The organism is Frankia umida, from assembly GCF_023242945.1.
Lineage (GTDB): Bacteria > Actinomycetota > Actinomycetes > Frankiales > Frankiaceae > Frankia > Frankia umida.
Genome location: NZ_JALKFT010000020.1, coordinates 28,155 through 44,388, shown reverse-complemented (window position 1 = coordinate 44,388; position 16,234 = coordinate 28,155). Strand labels below are relative to the sequence as shown.

13 protein-coding genes are annotated in these 16,234 nt (G+C 73.0%); 6 read left to right on the top strand and 7 right to left on the bottom strand.

Annotated elements, in window-relative coordinates; all coding sequences use genetic code 11:
* The first annotated feature begins 18 nt into the window (after positions 1–18).
* On the top strand, positions 19–1,278 hold the full coding sequence (locus MXD59_RS18280; protein ID WP_248825903.1) for a lysylphosphatidylglycerol synthase transmembrane domain-containing protein: 1,260 nt from the start codon (positions 19–21) through the stop codon (positions 1,276–1,278).
* Positions 1,279–1,391: 113 nt separating this feature from the next.
* Here the strand turns inward: MXD59_RS18280 and MXD59_RS18275 are convergent, their stop codons facing one another.
* The gene (locus MXD59_RS18275) at positions 1,392–3,161 is read right to left on the bottom strand and encodes a Kelch repeat-containing protein (RefSeq protein ID WP_248825902.1); all 1,770 of its coding nucleotides are present in this window, start codon (positions 3,159–3,161) and stop codon (positions 1,392–1,394) included.
* A 508-nt stretch (positions 3,162–3,669) separates the two neighbouring features.
* Here MXD59_RS18275 and MXD59_RS18270 point away from each other — a divergent pair.
* Positions 3,670–5,589 carry an ABC transporter ATP-binding protein gene (locus MXD59_RS18270; protein ID WP_248825936.1) on the top strand — a complete coding sequence of 640 codons (1,920 nt, stop codon included), beginning with the start codon at positions 3,670–3,672 and terminating at the stop codon, positions 5,587–5,589.
* A gap of 55 nt (positions 5,590–5,644) precedes the next feature.
* Here MXD59_RS18270 and MXD59_RS18265 read toward each other — a convergent pair whose 3' ends face one another.
* Positions 5,645–6,673 carry a lysylphosphatidylglycerol synthase transmembrane domain-containing protein gene (locus MXD59_RS18265; protein ID WP_248825901.1) on the bottom strand — a complete coding sequence of 343 codons (1,029 nt, stop codon included), beginning with the start codon at positions 6,671–6,673 and terminating at the stop codon, positions 5,645–5,647.
* On the bottom strand, positions 6,670–8,076 hold the full coding sequence (locus tag MXD59_RS18260; protein ID WP_308301736.1) for a glycosyltransferase family 4 protein: 1,407 nt from the start codon (positions 8,074–8,076) through the stop codon (positions 6,670–6,672). The genes MXD59_RS18265 and MXD59_RS18260 overlap by 4 nt, the downstream gene beginning before the upstream one ends.
* 231 nt (positions 8,077–8,307) lie before the next feature.
* Here MXD59_RS18260 and MXD59_RS18255 point away from each other — a divergent pair, with 231 nt between their 5' ends.
* Positions 8,308–8,979, top strand: coding sequence for a TIGR03086 family metal-binding protein (locus MXD59_RS18255; protein ID WP_248825900.1), 672 nt, complete (start codon positions 8,308–8,310; stop codon positions 8,977–8,979).
* On the opposite strand, the gene MXD59_RS18250 is transcribed toward MXD59_RS18255, so the two are convergent.
* A complete protein-coding gene (locus MXD59_RS18250) occupies positions 8,950–9,489 on the bottom strand; it encodes a hypothetical protein (RefSeq protein ID WP_248825899.1) in 540 nt (179 codons plus the stop codon). The genes MXD59_RS18255 and MXD59_RS18250 overlap by 30 nt on opposite strands.
* A 233-nt stretch (positions 9,490–9,722) precedes the next feature.
* Here MXD59_RS18250 and MXD59_RS18245 point away from each other — a divergent pair, with 233 nt between their 5' ends.
* Positions 9,723–9,926 carry a DUF4236 domain-containing protein gene (locus tag MXD59_RS18245; RefSeq protein WP_248825898.1) on the top strand — a complete coding sequence of 68 codons (204 nt, stop codon included), beginning with the start codon at positions 9,723–9,725 and terminating at the stop codon, positions 9,924–9,926.
* 63 nt (positions 9,927–9,989) lie between these two features.
* Here MXD59_RS18245 and MXD59_RS18240 read toward each other — a convergent pair whose 3' ends face one another.
* Entirely contained in the window at positions 9,990–11,126 is a 1,137-nt protein-coding gene (locus tag MXD59_RS18240; RefSeq protein ID WP_248825897.1) for a PP2C family protein-serine/threonine phosphatase, read from the bottom strand.
* 102 nt (positions 11,127–11,228) lie between these two features.
* Positions 11,229–12,899: an amidase gene (locus MXD59_RS18235; protein ID WP_248825896.1), complete on the bottom strand. Its 1,671-nt coding sequence runs from the start codon at positions 12,897–12,899 to the stop codon at positions 11,229–11,231.
* Between the two features lie 386 nt (positions 12,900–13,285).
* Here MXD59_RS18235 and MXD59_RS18230 point away from each other — a divergent pair, with 386 nt between their 5' ends.
* Positions 13,286–14,014: a hypothetical protein gene (locus MXD59_RS18230; RefSeq protein ID WP_248825895.1), complete on the top strand. Its 729-nt coding sequence runs from the start codon at positions 13,286–13,288 to the stop codon at positions 14,012–14,014.
* Positions 14,015–14,123: 109 nt separating this feature from the next.
* Positions 14,124–14,429, top strand: coding sequence for a GlsB/YeaQ/YmgE family stress response membrane protein (locus MXD59_RS18225; protein WP_248812474.1), 306 nt, complete (start codon positions 14,124–14,126; stop codon positions 14,427–14,429).
* A 268-nt stretch (positions 14,430–14,697) separates the two neighbouring features.
* On the opposite strand, the gene MXD59_RS18220 is transcribed toward MXD59_RS18225, so the two are convergent.
* Positions 14,698–16,182, bottom strand: coding sequence for a mechanosensitive ion channel family protein (locus tag MXD59_RS18220; RefSeq protein ID WP_248825894.1), 1,485 nt, complete (start codon positions 16,180–16,182; stop codon positions 14,698–14,700).
* Positions 16,183–16,234 lie beyond the last annotated feature (52 nt).

Sequence of the window (16,234 nt, the reverse complement as noted above, 5' to 3'; positions counted from 1 at the left end):
GGGCGGAGGAGGGCGCGAGTGCCGGCCGACCCTGCCGACAAACCGCTGGACAAAACCTGCAAGCCGGACAACCTGGACGACGTGGACGACGACGCATCCGCACCGGCCGCGACACCGGCCGCTGCACCGGAACCCACCGCCCCGGCGGATTCGGCCGAGCCGGCACCGCCGGTTGAGTCGGTACCGCCGGTTGAGTCGGCACCGCCGGTTGAGTCGGCACCGTCAGCTGGGGGCGGCGGGACGCGGCCGCGGCGGTTGGGGGCGGCGGGGCGCTTTCGCACCGATGTCGTTCCCGGCGGTCTGGCCTGGGGGCGGATCGCCGGCCGGGTGATACCGCTCGCGGTCACCGCGGTGGCGATCTACCTGCTCGCCCCGCAACTGCTCACCGTGTTCTCCGCCTTCCCCCGGCTGCGGCACTTCCGTCCGTGGTGGTACCCGGCGATGGTCGGCTGGGAGATCGCGAGCTTCGCCTGTGTGTGGCAGCTCCAACGGCTCGCCATCGACGGGCTGAGCTGGTTTCTGTCCATCACCTCGCAGCTCGCGTCGAACAGCATCAGCCGGATCATCCCCGGCGGGATCGCGGTGGGCGGCGCCGTCCAGTTCCGGATGCTGAGCCGGGCGGGCTGTGATCCCGCGGCCGCCGGGTTCGCCCTGACCGCGATCTCCATGGTCACGACCAGCATCGTGTTCGGGCTGCCGCTGTTCGTCCTGCCCGCGTTGATCTTCGGCCAGCCGGCGCCGCGCGGTCTGATCGCGGCGGCGTGGCTCGGGGGCGTCGCTTTCGCGGTGTTGGCTGTGACCGGCCTGGTGCTGGCCCGCTCGGAGGCCGCGATGCGCCTGCTGGCGCGGCTGCTCGCCCGGGTGCTGCAGCTGGCCCGCCGCCCGGTTGATCCCGACCTGTCCGACCTGCTGCTGATCCGCCGCGACGAGGTGCTGCACTCGCTCGGACGTCGGCTACCCGCCGCGTTGCTGTTCGCGGCCGGCAAGTGGACCCTCGACTACCTCGCCCTGCTCGCGGCGTTGGCCGGTGCCGGCCAGCATCCTCGGCCGTCCCTGGTGCTGCTGGCCTACGTGGCGGCCAGCGTCCTGGCGATGATCCCGATCACGCCCGGCGGTCTCGGTTTCGTCGAGGCCGGCCTGACCGGGACCCTCGCCCTGGCCGGGGTTCCGCCGGCGGCCGCGGCCCTGTCCACCCTCGCCTACCGGCTGGTGTCCTTCTGGCTGCCGCTGGCCGCCGGCGCCCCCGCCTGGATCGCCTACCGCGTCCGTTACCGCTAGCCCCGCCCCCGCACGACCCAGCTATCCCCGGACGACCCGCCATCCCCCGGACGACCCGCCGCCCCCCGGACGGCCCACGATGGCCGGCCGTCCGGGGGGCGGGACGGGGCTGGTCAGTCGGACAGCGTGGCGACGGTGGCCTCGGGCTGGTCACTGCCGGACGTCCCGCCCAGGACGTAGATGTGACCGTCGCCGCCGGTCGTGGCCGCGGCATCCGCCCGGTCGGACGCCTCACCGGGGGTGCCGGAGTCCCACGAGTCGCGGTCCGGGGAGTAGATCTGCACGGTGTCGGTGACCGCGTTGTCCGAACCGCGTCCGCCCACGACGTACACCCGCCCGTCCGGGCCAGTGGCACCGGCGGCCCGGGTGACCGGGGTGGGCAGACCGGCCACCTGCGCCCACGAGCCGCTGCCGCCCTCCGTCCCAGGGGTGTAGACGTACGTCGTCGAGGCCACCCGCGGGGCGGACGTACCGTCGATGGTGCCGCCGGCGGCCAGAATCCGGCCATCCGAGAGGGCGACGACGATCGGCGCGTCCAACGCGGACGGCGGAGCCGGCGCGGTCGACCACGCGTTCGCGGCCGGATCGTAGATCGCCAGCGTGGTGCCGTCGAGGGCGTAGATCCGTCCGTCCCCGCCGCGGGCCGCCCGGGGCTGGTCCATCGGGGCCGGCAGGGAGGTGGCGTCCGACCAGGAGTCACTGGCCGGCTGGTACACCTCGACGGTGTCCGTCGGACCGTCCGCGTCCTGCCCGCCGATCGCGTAGATCCGTCCGTCCGCCCCGGTGACGGCGGCCAGGTCCGTGCGCGGCGTGGGCAGATCGGCGGCGTCCGACCAGGCGCCCGACTTCGGATCGAGCACCGCGACGGAACCCACCGGTGTGCCCGAGGCTCCCGCTCCCGCACCGGCACCGGCTCCCGCTCCGTTGCCCGGGCCGGTTCCGGCCGGGCCGCCGGGTGTGGGGCCGCCCGTGCGGCCCGCGGTGGACGTCGCGCTCGGGGTGGCCGTCCCGCCCGGGTTGGGGGTGGTGGTCAGGCCGGGTGACCCGCTCGGGCCGGTGGGTGTGGCGGAGTCGCCCGGTTGGGCCGGGTCCGTGCCCGTGGCACCCTCGGACGCGTTCGGGAGCGGTTCGAAGCCCGGCTCGTCCGTCAGCGCGCCGGGGATGATCCTCGCCCCTGAGGGAGCCAACCCCGCGGGACCCACGCCCGGCGACCCGGTCGTACCCGGCGAGGATGTCCCGCTCGGCGAGGTGCCGCCGCCCGGTGAGGCGGAGCGGCCCGGTGTGGTGGTCGTGCCACGGGAGGTGGTCGTGCCCGGGGAGGCGGGGGAGGTCGCGGTGGGGCCGGCGGGGGGCGCGGGTGCCACACCGGCGCTGGGCGCGCCCGTGGGGCTGGTGCCGGCCGTGGCCGATTCCGCGCTGCCGCCGATCGCGTAGATCTTCCCGTCGCATCCTGTGGTCGTGGCGAGTCCGGCGACCGCGGTGGGCAGGTCGGCGACCGGTTCCCAGGTGCCCAGCGGTCCGGTCGCGGATGCCATCTTCGGGCAGGCCGGCCCGCCGGCAGCGCCCCCACCGGGTGCTACACCTGGCGAACCGGACGTGCCCGGAGTGGACGTCCCACCCGGGTCGCCGCCTTCGTCCGGCCCGGTGCTCCCAGCTGACCCGGCGGTGCCGCTCGGGGTTGGGCCGTCCGTGCTGGGCGGACTGGTCGTGGGACCGGAGGCCGCTACCGAGGGCGCCGAGGACGTGGCGGGTGGCGTGGTCGGGAACGCGGTGACGCCGATGGCCGCGTCCATCAGCCCGGATGTGGCCATCGCGGCGGTGAGGGTCGCGGACAGGACGAACGCGCGAGAGGCGCATCGTCGGGACGTGCGGGACCAGCTCATCGGTTTCCCCCTCTACGGGCCCGCGTCGGCGGACCCCGGCCGGGTGGTCGCGCGGTGCGTTCGCACCTGCGTCCCGCACCCGCTCCCGCTCCGGCTCCACCTGGCGGGCATGCGCGCAGAGTGTTCCCGAGGATGCGAAAGGTAACCTCATGGAGTCGTCCAACCCCCCGAGCCGGGGCTCGCCGATGGTCGCGGCCCCTTCCGCCGCCGCGGTGACGCTCCGCCGCTGCCTGTCGGACGGGGCAGAGAGGGAAGCGACGGGTGGACGGGGCTGTCTGACCCGGACCAGGCGGACGGGCCGGCGCCGGTGGGAACTAGCCTCTCCCCCGTGACCTCGCAGCCGCCGACCCTTACGTCAGGGTCCAGTCACCCGACCGGTGCCAGTCAGCCGACCGGCACCGCCGACCTGACCGGCACCGCCGACCCGACGGACGCCACCCACCCGGTGGGCAGGGCCGAGCGGTCGGGGGACCTGAGGTGGGCGGGGGTGACCCGGCTGCATGCGGGGATGGTCGCGAGGCTGACCGGGGTGGGGGAGGCGCGGCGGGCCGAGCGGTTCTTCGCCGATCAGGGGCCGGTCGTGGCGGTGCTGGTGGCGCTGTCGGTGGTGGGGTCGGTCGCGGTGGCGGCGGGGCCGTTCCTGCTGCGGTACCTCGTGGATGTCTCGCTGCCACGGGGGCACGTCCGGGATCTCGCCTGGCCGATCGGGCTGCTGGGGGCGCTGCTGGTGTTCGAGTCGGCGGTGCTGTCGGCACGGATGGCGCTGATCGCGCGGCTGGGCGGGGTGGTCTCGGTGCGCATCCGGCAGACCGTGAACACGCATCTGCAGCGGCTGCCGTTCAGTTTCTTCCCGCGTAGTCAGCCGGGTGAGGTCATGACGGTGATGACCAATGATGTGCTGGCCGCGCAGAACGCGATCTCCGCCACGGTGCAGGCGGTGATCTGCCGGGTGGCGGACATCGCGGTCGGCACGGTGGTCGTCTTCGTCCTGGACTGGCGGCTCAGCCTGGCGGTCATGGTGTTCGCGCCGGCGACGCTGCTGATGGTCCGTTCGGGCCGGCGGCGCCTCGCGGAACTGTCCCGTCACCAGCGGGAACTCGACGGTGTGCTGATGGCGCGCCTCGCCGACACCGCATCGGTGTCGGGCGCGCTGCATGTGCGGTTGTTCGACCGGGTCGACCATGAACGGGAGTGGTTCGACGCCGCCGGCGCCGAGCTGATCACGGCCTCGCGGGACCAGGCCCGGTTGACGTCCCGGGTCCGTTTCCTGGTCAACCTCGGCATTGTGGCGACGATGACGGTGGTCGTGGCGCTTGGCGCCTGGCTGGTCTCGTCCGAGCGGACCACGCTGGGGACCGTCGCCGCACTGGGTGGGGCGCTGCTGGTGTCGTTCGGCCCGCTGTCGTCCGCGATCGACCTGCGCACGGAGCTCGCCGGTGCCGGCGCCGCGTTCCGTCGCATCTTCGCCCTGTTGGACGTCCCCGAGGACGAGATCCGCGCCCGTTTCGACACGTCCCCCGACGCGTCCCCAGACAGGTCCGCGCGCCGGGACACGGCTGGTGCGGTGCGCGCTCCGGCGCTGACAACGCCCCGGCCGGCGGCGCCGGGCGGCCGTGGTGACCATAGGGGCGCCGGTGGTTCCGGCCGCGGCGAGGAGCTGGGGCTCGGGGTGGACCTGGCGCTGGAGGATGTCTGGTTCGGCTACGACCGCGCCGGCGCCGGCGGCGGTGCCGGCGGTGCCGCCGGCGCCGGCTGGGACCTGAGCGGGGTGACGTTGCGGGTCGCGGCGGGGACGACGACGGCGGTGGTCGGGGCCAGTGGCGCGGGCAAGACGACGGTCGCCTATCTCGCCAGCGGGATGCACCGGCCGCAGCGGGGATCCGTCCGGCTCGACGGGGTCAGCCTGGACGACATCGCGCCGTCCAGGCTGCACGCGCAGGTCGGCGTGGTCCCGCAGGATCCGCACCTGTTTCACGACACGATCGCCGCGAACCTGCGCTACGGACGTCTCGACGCCACCGACGACGAACTGCTCGCCGCCCTCGACGCCGCCTCCCTGTCCGCGCTGGTCGAACGCCTGCCGGACGGCCTGGAGACCCGGGTCGGCGCCCGTGGCTACCGGCTTTCCGGTGGGGAACGTCAGCGGCTGGCCATCGCCCGGGTGCTGGTGCAGTCGCCGCGGGTCCTGGTGCTGGACGAGGCGACGTCCGCACTCGACACCGTCTCGGAGGCCGCGGTACGCGCCGCCCTCGACCGGCTCGCCGTCGGACGAACCTGCCTGGTCATCGCGCACCGGCTGTCCACGGTGATCGACGCCGACCGCATCTACGTCCTCGATCGGGGCCGCGTCGCGCAGCACGGCACCCACCATGACCTGCTCGCCGCCGGCGGCCCCTACGCCAAGCTTTACCGCCCCACCGCGGTGTGACCGAGCGGCCGCGCCGACGTGTACGGCGAGGATCTCCTTTGGGTGCCTTCCCGGGTCAGAGCTGGCCGCGGCGGACCATGACGGCAAGGACGCAGGCGGACGGGGCCATCGGGAGCCACACGGTGACCAGGCGGTAGCCGAGGACCACGCCGAGGGCGACCGGGGGTGTCTGGCCGGTGGCGATGAGCGCGGCGAGCAGGGCCGCGTCCAGTGATCCGAAGCCACCGGGGGACGGGACCACCGCCGACGCGGTGCTGGCGACGTAGTAGAGGGTGAACACCGCGCCGATCCCGAGTGGCAGGTGCAGCGCCTGGACGATCGCCCACAGGGTGATCGCGTGGACGAGCGGAATCGCCGCCGACCCACCCCACAGCAGCGCCGCGCGTCCCGGCGAGCGCAGGGTGGTGCCCACCCCGCACAGGTGGGCCCGTAGCCGGGACCAGAGCCGGGTTCTCAGCTGGGCGCGGAGTGCCACCACCACCGCCAGCGCGGCGGCGGCCACCGCGGCGCCCACGGCCACCGTGGCGAACACCGGGCCGCTGCCCGGCAGACGTGCGGTGTCGACCTCGAGGAAGCCACCGGCGAGCAGGGCGAGGAGCACCGCGAGGTGGGTGGTGACGCCGGCGGTCGCGTCCAGGCCGACGGCGGTCAGCGACTCGGGCAGTGAGAAGCCGTGGCGGTGCAGGAAACGCAGCTTGACCGCGCCGACCCCGAAGCCGGCCGGCAGCACGTGGTTCGCGACACTGCCCGCGACCTGCGCGGCGAGCAGCGGTCGGACCGGTAACGCCCGGGACACCGCCCCCTGCTGGCAGGCCGCTCCCGCGAACCAGGTGAACTGGGCGACGACGGTCGCCCCGATCAGCCAGGCCGGATGTGCGTCGGCCAGCGCCGCCGCCCCAGCCCGCACGGTCGACCATGACCGCACCACCCACCAGACCACCACCACCGGTACCAGGCAGGCCAGCACCGGCCGCACCGCCCACCAGCGTCCGCGCCCCGACGTGACCTTCTCAGCCGGGCAGGTCAGGCTGGTCGGACGGGCCGTGCTGGCATCCGGTGTGGGTCTGGTGGGGGTGGGCGTCACCGGCGCTGGCTGGCGTCGACGCGGTCCGGGAGATGCTGGCCGGTGGTGTCGTCCGCGGGAGCGGCGTCGTCCATCGGGGCGGCGTCGTCCCTCGGGGTGGGGCGGTCCCTCGGGGTGGAGCGGTCCATGGGGGAAGGATGGTCCATGGGGGAGGCGGGGGTGCGGTCGATGATCTGGTCGGTCAGATGGTCGTCGACGGGAAGGCCGGTGAGGATACGGGCGAGGCGGCCGCTGAGTTCCTGCCAGCTCCACGCGGTGCGCATCCACTCGCGGCCGGCGAGGCCCATCCGGGCGGCGCGGTCGGGGTCGTCCAGCAGGTCGAGGACGGCGCTGGTCACGGCGTCGACGTCGCGTCCGTCGACAACGGTGCCGGTGCGACCGGGCAGGACCACGTCGGGGGCGCCACCCTGCGCACCGGTGATCACCGGCAGGCCGCTGGCGGCGCCTTCCAGGGACGACAGGCCGAGCCCCTCGAGGTCCAGGCCGAGCCAGCGGGTGCGTGAGGGCATGGCGAACACGTCCGCGGCGTCGAGGTAGGCGGGCAGCGTCTCGTCCGGGATGGCGCCGGTGAAGTGGACGTCGTCGGCGACCCCGACGCGCCGCGCGAGCAGTCGCAGCCGGCTTTCGGCCGGGCCCTTGCCGACCAGCAGCAGCCGGGCGCCCGGGTGCCGCCGGCGCACCGTCGGCCAGCCGCGGATCAGCATGTCCTGGCCCTTGCGGGGGACCATCCGGGCCACGCAGATGACCACCGGACGGTCCGACCAGCCGAGCATGCGGCGAATCTCGTCGCCGCCGGCCCCGGGGTGGAAGCGTTCGACGTCGACCCCGCCGGTCAGCCGGGCCATGGCCGTGCCGTTGGGGGCGACCGCGGCCAGCCGGCGCCGGGTGAACGAGGTCAGGTAGGTGAGCACGTCCGCGCGGGCGGCGCAGCTGCGCACCAGCGACCAGCCGACCGGCAGCCGCGACCAGGCCACCTCATGCCCATGACTGGACGACACGACCCGCCGCACACCGGCCTCACGCAACACCGGTGCGAGCAGGCCGTACGGCGCCGAGGTGGGAAACCAGGCGGCCTCGCACCCCTCGGTGCGCACCAGATCCGCCAGCACCGCGCGGGACCGCCGGGACGTCACGACTCGTTCGCCGATGCGCACGACGGGGAACGGCAGGGTGCGGTCGAACTCGTCCGCCCCGGCGACGGTCGGCGCGACGACGATCACCTGGTCGGCGGGCAGGCCCGCGGTGAGATGACAGGCGAAGGTCTGGATGCCGCCGAGCACAGGCGGGAACTTGTCGGCGACGACCAGCGTCCGGGGGAACGGGGCGCCTGCCGGTGCCGTGGGATGTGGGCGGCAGGCGTCGTCCCGGGAGACGGGTTGCGACGGCAGACGGCGACCATCCATGAGGGGAGATGATGACAGGCGGCCGATGTGCACCGGATGAGTGCCGCGCACCCGATGGTGCATAACGGCGTGTAGCGGAGAAACGGCCCGGGTCTGTGGCCAGGTGTGGGCTCCGCGTAATCATCTGGATGCGCGGGGTTGGGTGGTCGGCGCCGGTGGGTAGGTGTTCTGCGGCGGGTAGGCGGTTCGAGGACGTGGCGCCGAAGGGGGCACCTGGAGATGGCGAGCAGCATGCTGACTGCCACGGCACGTCGCGAGTGGCTGGACTGGGCGATGGACATCTTCGACATCCAGGTCCGCGCGGTCCCCGAGGGCGCCTGGGACGCGCCGACGCCCTGCCGCGAGTGGAACATCCGCCGCCTGGTCAACCATCTGACCGTCGAACATCTGTGGGTTCCGCCGCTGCTGGCCGGCCTGACCCGTGAGGACATCGGACGCCGCTTCGACGGCGACCAGCTCGGCACCGACCCGGTCGGTGTCTGGAGTGCCACCGCCCGCCGGTCCCGCGCGGCCTGGAACCGCAGCGAGGTCTGGACGCGCAACCCCGTCCTGTCGTTCGGCCCCACCCCCGCGGACGAGTACGCCTTCCAGCTCACCGCCGACCTGCTCCTGCACGGCTGGGACCTCGCCCGCGCCGTCGACGAGGCCGGACGCCTCCCCGGTGACAGCACCTCGGCGCGCACCGTGGGCAGCAACCTCGAGCTGGTCCGCTGGGTGCACCAGGCCCTCGCCGGTCAGATCGACGCCTGGCGGGTCGTCGGCATCTTCGCCGAACCCGTCACGGTGTCCGCCGACGCCGACGAGTGGACGAGCCTGATCGCCCTCTCCGGTCGCCGCCCGGACTGGCGTCCGGAGCCTGGCGCTGGCCGCCGGTCAGCAGAGCGGGAAGATCGGAATCGGTAGGCCGGACCCGCTGATGGCCTGCTCAGGAGGCTGAGTGCAGCGGTGAGGCGCCGGAACCGGGCTCGCCGTGGCCTGCTCGGCGTCATCCGGAATCCGCGGTGTCGGCGGCACGGCCGTCGGCACCCGCGTCGGCACAGGCGAGGTCGGCGGGACGGCCATCGGAACCCGCCCGGCCAGGGGCCTGCTCACCACCCCGTCATCCACCACTCCCAGCCGGCCGATCTCACCGGCGGCCGCCACCATGTCGTCCGAGTCGCCAGCGTCGCCCGGATCGTCGCCGCGCTGGCCGTCGCCCCTGATGCTGTCGCTGTCGACGCCGGACGGGGACGCCATGCGCTGCTGCGACAGCGCGACGAGCCCACCGACGGCGAACGCGGTCACCGCGCTGAGCAGCACGACCAGCGCGACCAGCAGCCGCAGCACGGACCGGTCGGTCCGCGGATCACCGTCGCCGAATGCCACCACCGTGGACCTCGGCGTGTCCGTCCGCATCGTGAGGTCGATCCGCATGCTCAGACGGTAATGGCCTGATTCCGTATCCGTCGGATATCGGTGTGCGCGTCGCCCGACAAACACCCGCGCCGGGTCCGGCGGCCCTCGGCGCCGCTCTCCTCGGCATATCGAGGCGGCGAGGTGTAAACCGCGCAATACCGGAGACAAGCGCATTGTCGCTGTTTCGGTACGGATATCGGGCCGGGTCGAGGACGAACAAAGCCCGGCCCGCATCCCGCAGGAGGTGCCAGATGGGTCTGCGATACACCCGCCGCCCGAAGTACGGGCCGTTCCACGTCAATGTCAGCGAGAACGGAGTGTCCTCGGTGACACTGAAACTCGGCCGGATCTCCTGGCGGGTCTGGTCCCGGCATCGCCGCGGCGGCCTGTCCAGCGTCGACCTGCCCGGCCCCTTCTCCTACCGCCGCGAAGGCCGCCGCCGCACCCGCACCTGACCCATCCGGCGGTGAGTAGGTCTTTCCGCAGACCGTTCAGGCGATTCAGGCCGTGCGGGGCGTTCAGCGGGTGGCGACGGTGGGTGGGGGAGGGGTGGAGGCGCTGGGGGTGCCGGGGAGGGCGGGGGCGGGGTGGCGTTCGACGAGCAGGAGGGCGAGGTCGTCGTGCAGGGCGCCGTCGGCGTGGGTGTCCAGGGCCGTGGTGAGATGGTCGAGGGCCTCCTCCTGGCCGCCGCCGCGCAGCAGGTCGAGATGCTCGTCGAGGTCGAAGAAGTGGCCGGCGGCGTCCCGGGCCTCGATCAGGCCGTCGGTGAACAGCAGCAGCCGGTCGCCGACCTCCCAGAACGCGTTCGTCACGGTGAACTGGTCGGCGAGGCCCAGCGGCGGGCTCGGGGAGCGCAACGTGAGGGTTCGACTCGCACCGCGTGGCGACACCAGACGCGGCGGATGGTGGCCGGCCGAGCACATCCCGAGCCGGCCGTCGGGGTGGATGTCCAGCACGAGCGCGGTGACGAAGTCCTCCGGTCCGGCCTCCCGGGCGACGGCGCGGGCACATGCCGCCGCGACCTGCTCGGGATCCAGCCAGGTGACAGCGGCCTCCCGGAAGGCGCCCAGCACCACCGAGGCCAGCCGCACCGCGGGCAGCCCCTTACCCCGCACATCCCCGATGATCACCCGGATGCTGTGCGCGGTCGGCACGACCTCGTACAGATCGCCACCGACGGACGCCTCCCGCGCCGCCGACAGGTAGCGGGCGGCGAAACCCACGCCGTCCAGGCGCCCGGGCACCGCGGGCAGCAACGCACGCTGTGCCACCTCGGCCACCGCCTGGACGCGGTGCAGCTTCGAGCGCTGCCGCTCCCGGAACACACAGATACACACGGCGATCGCCGCCTGGATGGCGATCAGCAGAATGGCCGCGATGTGCTGACCGGTGCCGAACCGGTCGTCCCACAAGCCGGACACGATGCCCAGCAGCACCGTCACCCCGCCGACGCCCGCGGTGATGAGCGTCGGACAGGCCGCGGCGAGGATCAGCGGACCAAGGCCGAAATACCCGGCCAGGGCGACGGTGGAGAGCACGTCGGTGAGCAGCGTGCCGAGCAGGACCGTGGCACCGGCAACGACGAACGCGAGGTTCTCCGACCGTTCGTCCGTGGGCATCAGGGCGGCGGGGGCGTCCGTCCGGACAGTACGCATGGGTCATTGTCCCGACCCGACCAGGAGTTCGGCCACGCACCCTGACAGGACGTTCCAAAGGTCACCAGAATCTGACCAGATGGTCAGATCCGGCCGCACGGGTCAGCCGATATGGGCGACCCGTTCCCCCGGATAGTGCAGCTGCCAGCGCTCGGCGTCCTCGAGTTCCGCGGCCAGGGAGATCAACCGGGTCTCGGCCGTGGCCGGGCCCAGCAGCTGCGCGCCCACCGGCAGCCCCGCCGGGGTGAACCCGGCCGGCACGTTGACCGCCGGCCAGCCGAGCACGTTCCACGGCCAGGCGAACGGGCAGGCGGCGACGATCGCCTGGTCGGTCGCCCAGTTCGTGTCCCGGTTGAGCTCGCCGACCCGTGGCGGCGGCGTCGCGGTCGTCGGGGCGAGCACCACGTCCACCTTGCGGAAGACCCGGCCGATGTTGAGCCGGGCCACCGGTTCGGCCACGCGGGTCAGCGGGAGGATCGGGCGCAGCAGCCGTCCGGTGCGGGCGTTGGCCAGGGTGCGCGAATCGAGCAGGGACGGGTCGGGCACCCGCTGGGCCCAGTCCCGGATGCCGTCCATCGACCGCGGCAGAAAGATCGTGCCGAGCAGCCCGTAGGGCGGTTCGACCGGGATGATCTCATGCCCGAGCCTGGCCAGGACCTCGGCGATCCGCTCCACCGCGGCCCGCACCGCCGGGTCGAGGTTCGCCGGCATGCCACTGTAGGGACGGTGCAGCGACAGGCCGATCCGCAGCCGGGGCGGCGGATGCCCGGCTGCCGCGAGGAACGACTCCGCGGGCGCCGGCGGTCGGTCCCGGTCGGTCGGCAGGCTGCCGGACAGGGCGTCGAGCAGCCGGGCACCGTCGGCGACCGTCCTGGTCAGCGGCCCGAACACGGTCAGCCCGTTGAACTGCTCGCGCACCGGGGCGCTGGAGATCCGCCCGCGCCGGGGCTTGATACCGACCAGATGCGTCCACGCCGCCGGGATGCGCACCGACCCCGCACCGTCCGAACCGATCGCACCCGGGACGAGCCCCGCCGCCACCGCCGCCGCGGCACCCCCCGACGACCCGCCCGGCGAATGATCGAGATCCCAGGGGTTGCGGGTCACCCCGAACGCCGGACCCTCGGTGAACGGCCACTGGCCGAACTCCGGGGTGTTCGTCTTGCCGACGATGATCGCCCCCGCGGCCTTCAGCCGCCGGACCATCTCACTGTCGCGGGCCGCCGGCGGGAACTCGCCCATCGCGCCGAACGCGGTGGGCATCCCGGCGATGTCCGTGTCATCCTTGATCGCGATCGGCACGCCGAGCACAGGCCGATACCGGCCGGTCGCCGTGCCACCGGCCGCCGACCCTGTGGCCGCTCGGGTGGCCGCGCCCTGCTCGAGCGCCGCGTCGGCCGCCGCCGCCTCGTCGAGGGCCTCCAGGGCGCGAATCCGGCGGAAGGCGTTGAGCGTCGACTGTGTCGCCTCGATCCGCTCGAGCGCCGCCTCGACCAGCTCCCGCGAGGTCACCTCGCCGCGGGCGAGGCGCTCGGCCAGCACGGACACACCCTCGAGGTCGTCGGGTGTCGCGGTGCTCCGGGCACGCGGTTCGTCCGGCCGGGCATCCTGCGGGTGGGCGTCCTCGGAACTGACGAAGGCTCGTTGCGGGTCGGGCATCAGCACTCCCTGCCAGCCGCTGTCCCGGCCTGCGCGGGCCGCGTCCAGGCCTGCGTCTGCACCGTAACCGACCTCGGCCCGTCCGAGACAGCCCAGCGGCGCTACCGCAGTCATTGTCCCTGACGTGTCAGGATGTGGATTCTGGCGTGGATCTGCTCGCCGCTCCGCGCAACGGCAGGCGTAGATCCGCCCGATATGGGTGATATGTTCGCAGGACCTGTGGCGCAGTGACGCATCACCCCGTCCACATCGTGTTATCAACATCGATGATGGGGTATCGCCGTCCGGGAAATGGGCGGTGAACTTTTTCCCCGCCACCAGCACTGCCACCGACTCGCCACCGGCACCGGCACCGGCACCGACCGCCGACGCACCGCGGTCCCCGCACCGCGTCGGCGGGCTGGGCCGCAGGTATCCCGGACGGTGCGCGCGGTGCGCGGAGCAGGCCAGGTCAGGCTAGACGTCGAGACCAGAACGACCAGATGAAGGGAACCAGGACGATGTCAGCGGACCCGAACCCGGCGACACCCGATCCCACGCTGATCGCGACGCCGAACAGCTCGCGGCCCATCCCCCCGGCCGCGCCGTCGAGCGTCACCTCCGCGGCCACCTCCCCCGGGGCCGGCTCGCCCGAGCCGGTGGTGCCCGCCCCCACCCCGTCGGAGGCGGCGGCCGTCATCGTCGACCCGTCATCTCCGGAGGGCGACGAGGTGGCCCCGTCCACCCCCGGCCGCTCCGCGTCGGAGTACACCGACGAACCGGATGCGGACGAGCCGACCGCGAGTGACACCGGGGCGGAGTCCTCGGGTGAGGAGGGTGCCCGCGAGCGGGTCGCCTCCGGTGCCGCCGAGGTGCGTCAGCGGGTGACCGGGGCCGCGCAGACGTTGGCGCCGCAGTTGGGTGCCGCCGCCGGACGTACCCGCGAGGCCGCGGGCAAGGTCGCCGGCACCGTGCGGGACAAGGCCGCCGACAACCCGAAGCTCGCCGCCGCGACCGCCCGTTCCATCGACGCCCGCGACCGCGCCCTCGGCACCGCCCTCGAACGGCTCGCCCAGCACCCGCAGGCCAGCGCCGCGGCGGAGAAGGCCTTCGCCACCAGCGGAAAGGCCGCCCGCTCCGCCGGCCAGCGCGCCCGCGGCAACCCGCGGGCCACCGGTGGTGTGGTGGCCGGCATCGTCCTGCTCGCCCTGGCCGGACGCCGTCGCCGCCGCCGTCGCAAGGCCAGCTGACTCCCGCACCGGGACGTCTCACGACGTCTGGGGAGAAAATTGAAATACCGTGTTTGTCACCCAGGCCGACGGGAACGAATGAACCAGTCACCTCGGCAGGGAGAATAAAATGGTCACATTCGTTGTCGTCATGATTCTGCTCGGTCTGGTCGCTGGCGCGGTTGCGCGAGTGGTTCTTCCCGGGCCCGACCCCATTGGCATTCTCGGCACCATTGTTGTCGGCATCATCGGTTCCTTCGTCGGCGGCTTTCTCGGTTACGTCCTGTTCGACAAGGACCTGGGCGAGGGTGCCCTGCAGCCGTCCGGCATCATCGGCTCGATCATCGGTGCCATCCTCGTGCTGCTGATCTGGCGGAACGTGGGCACCGGTCACAGCCGCTCGCACGGTCGCAGCCGGCGCTACGCCCGTCGGTAACCGAGCGGGTATCGGTCACGGCGGCACCGACAGGTGATCTCCGGGACTGCCGAGCACCTCTGACGGCGGTCGCGGGGCGCCTCCGGTAGGAACCAGACATGGTTCTCCCCGGTGGCTCCCGCGGCCGCCGTCAGTCATGTCCGGACTCGCCGCTGGTGCTGCGGGCAGGATGGCCAGCGGAGACGGCACCGCCAGCACTGGTCTGCGGCGGCACGCGGTCAAGCCGGCCATCCGTGCACGGATGGCCGGCTTGTGGAGGGATTCCGCGTCAGTGGGAGCGATCGTTCGTGGGGAAGGAGTCATCGTCCGGGTCGGACGGGGCCTCACTGAAGTCGCGGGCGCGCCTGGCCGCATCGGGGTTGTCACCCGAGAACAGCGAGGCATCAGAGGCTATGTCGCCGTGGGAGTGCTGCGCCGACGACGGGGATGAGGACGCCGGCCCACCCCGCTCGGCCTCGGCCCCGGCGCTGTCGGAGTCGTCGTGGCGATCCTGCTTGCGCAGGAGCGTGCCGATCGCACCGCCGCGACGCGCACCGTTGTGGCCGTCATGGTTGTTGTCGGTACCAGCGATCCCAGTGGCGCCGGCATGCCGGCCGCTCCCCTCGCGCCGTGTGTCGGCACCGGATCGTTGACCTGGTGTACGGGCGGAGGTTCCCGGGTCGAACTCGGTCGGGTCGAACTCGGTCGGGTCGGAATCACGCTGCCCGAAGACGGCCGAACCGACATCCTGGCCGGGGCGGCCGAACTCGACGCGGGTGCGCGGCAGGGCGCCCGGGTGGTTGCGCTGCAGCCACAGGACGAGGGCTTCCCGCACGTGGCAGCGCAGGTCGAAGGTGGTGGGGCCGTCCTTGCCGCTCACCAGCACCCGGATGCGAATGTGGTCACCGATGGCGTCGGTCACCTGCAGAACGCACACCCGTCGGTCCCACAGCTCGTTCGCCTCGAGAACCCGGTGCATCTCCGCGCGCATCTCCTCGATCGGGACCTCCCAGTCGAGATCGAGTTCGACGGCACCGAGCACCGCGGATTCCTTGCGGGTCCAGTTCTGGAACGGGGTGGTGGTGAAGTAGGTGGAGGGAAGGATCATCCGGCGGTCGTCCCAGATGTGCACGACCACGTAGGTCAGGGTGATCTCCTCGATGCGGCCCCATTCCTCCTCGACGACCACCACGTCATCGACGCGCATCGCGTCGGTGAAGGCGATCTGCAGGCCGGCGAAGACATTGGCCAGCGATGTCTGGGCGGCCAGGCCCGCGACGATGCCGACGACTCCGGCGCTGGCGAAGATACTGGCCCCGGCGACCCGCACACTCGGGATCGTCATGAGGATCGACGCGGCGGCGATGACCGAGATGACCGCGACCGTGATCCGGCGCAGCAGACTGACCTGGGTACGTACGCGGCGGGCGTGGCGGTTGTCGACGACGTCCACCCGATAGCGCAGCAGCGCCAGTTCCTCGAACACGAACGCGAGGACCGTCACGCACCAGGCGAGGGCGGCGATCAGCAGCACCCCGCAGACGCGTGCGGCGGAGGTGGTCCAGTCCTGTTCGTGGGTGGTGCCCAGGCTGATCTGGATGGCGATCAGCACCAGGGCGAGGCGGACCGGTCGGCGGCCGCGGTGGGCGAGGTCGGCGACGATCGCGGAATGCTGGCCGATTCGTCCGGCCACCCGGTGCAGCAGCACCGAGGCGGCCAGCGCGACGATCACCGCACCGGCCACCACGGTGAGCACGGCAATCGTGGACTGCATATCGGAAAACGAAAAATCGGGCGCGGCGCTCTCACGCACAGGCAGGCTCCTC

Excerpts from the sequence above, each read along its gene's own strand:
- MXD59_RS18275 (WP_248825902.1), bottom strand. The coding sequence starts at position 3,161 with ATGAGCTGGTCCCGCACGTCCCGACGATGCGCCTCTCGCGCGTTCGTC.
- MXD59_RS18270 (WP_248825936.1), top strand. The coding sequence starts at position 3,670 with ATGGTCGCGAGGCTGACCGGGGTGGGGGAGGCGCGGCGGGCCGAGCGG.
- MXD59_RS18260 (WP_308301736.1), bottom strand. The coding sequence starts at position 8,076 with ATGGATGGTCGCCGTCTGCCGTCGCAACCCGTCTCCCGGGACGACGCC.
- MXD59_RS18255 (WP_248825900.1), top strand. The coding sequence starts at position 8,308 with ATGCTGACTGCCACGGCACGTCGCGAGTGGCTGGACTGGGCGATGGAC.
- MXD59_RS18250 (WP_248825899.1), bottom strand. The coding sequence starts at position 9,489 with ATGCGGATCGACCTCACGATGCGGACGGACACGCCGAGGTCCACGGTG.
- MXD59_RS18245 (WP_248825898.1), top strand. The coding sequence starts at position 9,723 with ATGGGTCTGCGATACACCCGCCGCCCGAAGTACGGGCCGTTCCACGTC.
- MXD59_RS18240 (WP_248825897.1), bottom strand. The coding sequence starts at position 11,126 with ATGCGTACTGTCCGGACGGACGCCCCCGCCGCCCTGATGCCCACGGAC.
- MXD59_RS18235 (WP_248825896.1), bottom strand. The coding sequence starts at position 12,899 with ATGACTGCGGTAGCGCCGCTGGGCTGTCTCGGACGGGCCGAGGTCGGT.
- MXD59_RS18230 (WP_248825895.1), top strand. The coding sequence starts at position 13,286 with ATGTCAGCGGACCCGAACCCGGCGACACCCGATCCCACGCTGATCGCG.
- MXD59_RS18225 (WP_248812474.1), top strand. The coding sequence starts at position 14,124 with ATGGTCACATTCGTTGTCGTCATGATTCTGCTCGGTCTGGTCGCTGGC.
- MXD59_RS18220 (WP_248825894.1), bottom strand. The coding sequence starts at position 16,182 with ATGCAGTCCACGATTGCCGTGCTCACCGTGGTGGCCGGTGCGGTGATC.